Annotated in this window: 4 protein-coding genes and 1 pseudogene; all 5 read right to left on the bottom strand. The window is 68.5% G+C overall.

The features are described from left to right. Window positions 1–199: pseudogene (locus AC2VOP_RS13945) on the bottom strand (amidophosphoribosyltransferase); the annotation flags it as partial. A 64-nt stretch (window positions 200–263) separates the two neighbouring features. After that, entirely contained in the window at window positions 264–686 is a 423-nt protein-coding gene (locus AC2VOP_RS13940; protein ID WP_486961521.1) for a sterol carrier family protein, read from the bottom strand. A gap of 1 nt (window position 687) precedes the next feature. After that, window positions 688–1,338 (bottom strand): Rv0804 family intramembrane glutamic endopeptidase, encoded by a 651-nt coding sequence (locus AC2VOP_RS13935; RefSeq protein WP_486961520.1) that lies wholly within the window; start codon window positions 1,336–1,338, stop codon window positions 688–690. Then, entirely contained in the window at window positions 1,338–3,062 is a 1,725-nt protein-coding gene (locus tag AC2VOP_RS13930) for an alpha/beta hydrolase (protein ID WP_486961519.1), read from the bottom strand. Before AC2VOP_RS13930 ends, AC2VOP_RS13935 begins: the two co-directional genes overlap by 1 nt. After that, on the bottom strand, window positions 3,059–4,849 hold a 1,791-nt coding region (gene purL, locus AC2VOP_RS13925; protein WP_486961518.1), incomplete at its 5' end, for a phosphoribosylformylglycinamidine synthase subunit PurL. The genes purL and AC2VOP_RS13930, both read right to left, overlap by 4 nt.

Genomic DNA, 4,849 nt, shown 5'->3' with positions numbered 1-4,849 from the left:
CGAGGTCTTTGAAGACCACCACCTGGGATCCGTCGGCGACGGCGATACCGGCCGCTTCCTGACCCCGGTGTTGCAGCGCGTACAGGCCGTAGTAGGTCAGTTTGGCTACCTCTTCACCGGGCGCCCACACCCCGAATACGCCGCACTCTTCGCGAGGCTTGCTCTCATAGCTCTCATAGCGCGGCGGCTGGGCGGTCACGATAAGGCGGGCTCCCGGGCACAGACGGTGACAGCGACGGTGACACCGCGCAGTCTATCCGGTGTCACGCCGGTAAGTGCACCAGCGGCAGCCAGGACACGATCTCGCCCGCGCGGGAACCGGAGAGCTGGAGCGCCCCGGTGGCCGCCGCCTCGGCCACCGTCAACGCTCCGCAGGCCAGCAGCAGCCAGGTCCGCGGATCGGTTTCGACGACGTTGGGTGGCGTGCCGCGAGTGTGCCGCGGGCCCGTGATGCACTGCACCGCCACGAACGGCGGGACACGTACCTCCACGCTGGCGCCGGGTGCTGCGGCCGCCAGCGTTCGGGCGGTCAGGCGGACCGCAGCGGCTAGGTCGGCCCGGTCCGGTGCGGGCTGGGTGTCGTCGTGCAGCCAGTCGGCGACGGCCAGGACGGCAGCACGGGTCTGCGCGGCCTTGTTTTGCGCGTCTTGCGCGTCTTGCGCGTCTTGCGCGTCTTGGGCCGCCATGTCAATGTCCGGACCGTCGTCGCGCGGCGTGCACAGTGAGCACGGCCACCGCACCGGCCTCGTTGATCGCCAGGTGCGCGCAGATCGGCGCCACCAGGCTGCCCGCACGATCCCCCAGCCAACCGAACAGCCAGCCGGCGACCCCGGTGATCAGCACGGTGGGGACCACCGGGTCTCCGTTGCCGCGGGCGTCGGCGATGTGGGACAGGCCGAACGTGACCGCCTGCAACAGCTGCGCACACGGTGTCCCGGCGACACCGGTGGCTGCCGGCAACGCTGCCCGGAACGCGGCCTCCTGCGCCCAAACCGTACCCAGCGGGATGTGCAGCGCCAGCCAACGGAGCGACGAGTCCGGCACGTCACGCGCCGTCATCGCTGTGTGCACAGCCGGCACCGCAGTGCTGGCCGCGACCGCGGTGGTTATCGCTGCCGCTGCGGGCAGACCCGCCCGCAGCCCCGACCACAGTCGCGGCGGCGTCAGGCCAGCCATAGTGGCCCGGGTGGTCCGGGTGGCCATTATCAGTAGGGTGCCGCCGCCGGCTTGAATCAGCGTCCGCCACCGCGTCGGGATCCGGGGGCCGACAAAGCTCCAACCGACCAGGCCGGTGGCCAGCGCCACCGCTCTGGCGGCATTTCTCCGTTGACGCAGCATTATCCGGAATCCTGAGCAGCCAGGTTCTGCTGCATGGCGGCCCGGATACGTTCGGTGTCGCCGGCCGTCCAACCGTCCGGTGGCAGCACCGCCACCCAGCCGTCCAACACGGTGTTGGTGTAGTTGTGGCCGTGCCCGGGCGGCATCGCTTCGCCGTTGCTCAAGTCGGCAGCCACCTGCCAGAACGTCACCACCGGATACCAGCGCATCGACACGGTGCGGTCCGCTCCGGGCGGCTCGGCCAGCCAGTCCGGCCGCATGAACAGCAGATCGGGCGACCACCACACCACCGGGTCGGAGGCGTGCTGCAGAAACAGCACCCGGGGACCCTGCCAGGGCGGCGCCGCGATCCGAGCGACCTCATCCGGATCGGTGCCCTGGGCGAATCGCACCGTGCGCCCATTGTCGTAGCGCGGCAGCACTTCGGTGCTGCCCGGGTCACGCCGCACCACCAAAGCGTGCCAAAGATTACTGGTATTCGGCGGCCCCACCCACAGCACCGCGTCGAATCCCATCTCCGCGATGTCGGGGAGCCAGCCGAAGGCGGCCTGGCCGGCCAGTGCCCCCAGGCTCTCGCCATAGAGCACCAGCTTGGGGCGATGGTCCGTGGGCAGCTGTCGCCAGCGGTGGTGAATGGTGTCGATGAGCATCCGGCCGGAATCCATCGATTTCTGCCGGTCGGCCAAGAACGAGATCCAGCTCGGCAGGTAGGAGTACTGAACACCGACCAGCGCGGTGTCGCCGTTGTAGACCATTTCCAGCGCTCGGGCAGCCACCGGGTTGATCCAGCCGGTGCCGGTGGTCGGGATGATCGCCAGCACCTGGCGGTCGAAGGCTTTGGTGCGGTCCAGTTCTTCGACCAGCAGCTCCATCCGGGCCCGGTCGTCTGGGGCGCTGTGCAGGCCGGCGTAGACCCGGATGGGCTCCTTGGCGGGCCGGCTGTTGACCCGAGCGAGTTCGTCGGCACGCGGCCCACCGGCGACGAAGCTGCGGCCCTGAAAGCCGAGGGTATCCCACGGCACCAAAGATGCTGTGCTGCCGGATCTTTCGGGTTGCAGGGGTTGCTCTACCCCAGTCTTGGTGGCGCTATTCTGCGGCTCGGACAACGCATTGGCGCCGACGAAGAAGCCGCGGATGAGCACGCCGTTGATCAGGGTGATCAACAGCACGACGACGACTGCACTGCCGATGAACAGCGCGACCTCGTCATGCAGATGCCAGCGCCGGATCAGTCTCCTGGCCAACAGCTTGATCGCATCGATCACCATCCGGGCCGCCGACACCAGCAGCGCGGACACTGCCATCGCGACAAGCAGGGTGCGCAGATAGGCCGGCGTCGTCGGACCTTGGATGTCCATCAGCGCAGAGACCTGGCGTTGCCAGCCGGCGGCCGGGATCAGCATCAGCAGACAGGACGCCGGGGCGGCCACCACCACGGCCGCCTTCAGCGCCAACAGCATTCGGCGTGGAGGCGGCCACCAACTGGCGTCGTGCAGCACTGTCCGGTGGACGACTGTGCTGAGCAGTACACCCAGGGCGTACCCGAACGCGGCGCTGCCGCCGCCGATCAACCCCTGAAACAGCCAGTCGCGCGGCAGCAGCGACGGTGTCAGCGACAGGCAGAAGAACAGCGCGCCGAACGCGACTCCGACGAACTGCAGTCGCAGCAGGCTCCACGCCCACACCAGCAGCGGGTGATGCGCGCCGGTGCGGGCTGGTCTCATCCGAACAATCCTGGCAGCACACCCTCGTAGGTATCGCGTAATTCCTGCAGGGACACGCTGAACAAGCCCTGCACTTCCAGGGCGTCTGAGTCCTGGTCTACGACGCCGATGCGCACGGCGGGCAGTCCGCGTGCATGGCACATCGCCCGGAATCGGCTCTCCTCGGTACGCGGGACCGCCACCAGCACCCGGCCGGCAGATTCGGAGAAGAGAAAGGTGAACGGACCTGTTCCTGTACTAAATCCTTCGGGAACCACTATGCGACAACCGGTTTCGCCAGCGAGTGCGGATTCGACGAGGGCTTGGGCCAGTCCGCCCTCGGACAGATCATGCGCCGCGGAAACCAGGCCGTCACGCGACGCCGCGCACAGCACGTCAGCCAGCAGCTTCTCCCGGGACAGGTCGACCTTAGGCGGTAGACCGCCCAGGTGGTCCGCGGTCACCTGGGCCCAGACCGAGCCGTCGAACTCGTCGCGGGTGTCGCCGAGCAGCATCAGCGTCTCCCCCGGCTCGGCGCCCATGGCAGTCGGGAGGCGGCGGCTGACGTCGTCGAGAACGCCGAGTACGCCGATGACCGGGGTGGGGTGAATCGGCGTCGTACCGGTCTGGTTGTAGAAGCTGACGTTGCCGCCGGTGACCGGAATCCCGAGGGCCACACAGCCGTCGGCCAGGCCGCGCACCGCCTCGGCGAACTGCCACATGACGCCGGGGTCCTCCGGGGAGCCGAAGTTGAGGCAGTTGGTGACGGCCACCGGGGTGGCGCCGGTGACGGCGACGTTGCGGTACGCCTCAGCCAGCGCGAGCTGGGCGCCGGTGTAAGGGTCCAGGGCGGTGTAGCGCCCCGATCCGTCGGTGGAGATCGCGATGCCACGCCCGGTGGCTTCGTCGACGCGCAGCACCCCGCCGTCGGCGTGTTCGGCCAGCACGGTGTTGCCGCGGACGTAGCGGTCGTATTGCTCGGTGATGAACGCGCGGCTGCACAGATGCGGGCTACCCAGCAGCGCAAGCAAAGTCGCGCGCAGTTCCTCGCCGGTTAACGGACGCGGGAGCCTGGCCGAGGTGTCGGCGTTCAGCGCGGCCTGGGCCTCCGGCCGGGCGAGCGGGCGATGATAAACCGGCCCCTGGTGTGCGACGGTACGCGGCGGCACGTCGACGACGGTCTCACCGTGCCAGGTGATCTGCAGCCGGTCGCCGTCGGTGACCTCGCCGATCACCGTGGCCAGCACGTCCCATCTGCGGCACACCGCCAAGAACTTTTCGACGTTCGCCGGAGCGACCACCGCGCACATCCGCTCCTGCGACTCGCTGGAGAGCACCTCCGCCGGGGTCATGTCGGCGGCGCGCAGCGGTACCTTGTCCAGCTCGATGCTCATTCCGCCGTCACCAGCAGACGCCAATTCCGATGTAGCGCAGGATAGCCCGGCACCACCGAGATCCTGGATGCCGACCACGAGGTTTGCTGCGTACAACTCCAGGCAGCATTCGATGAGCACCTTCTCGGTGAACGGGTCACCGACCTGAACCGACGGCAGTTTCTTGCGGCCGGCGGCGCCGCCCTCGTCGCCGCCGAAGGTCTCCGACGCCAGCACCGACACGCCGCCGATGCCGTCGAGGCCGGTTCGGGCGCCGAACAGGATGATCTTGTTGCCGACGCCGGACGCGAACGCCAGGTGCAGATCCTCTTTTTTCAGCACGCCGACACACAGCGCGTTGACCAACGGGTTGCCGGCGTAGCAGGCGTCGAAGACTGTCTCGCCGCCGATGTTGGGCAGCCCCAGCGAGTTTCC

The sequence above is a fragment of the Mycobacterium sp. TH-M106 genome (assembly GCF_057473765.1).
This window is presented reverse-complemented; position numbering and strand designations above follow the sequence as displayed.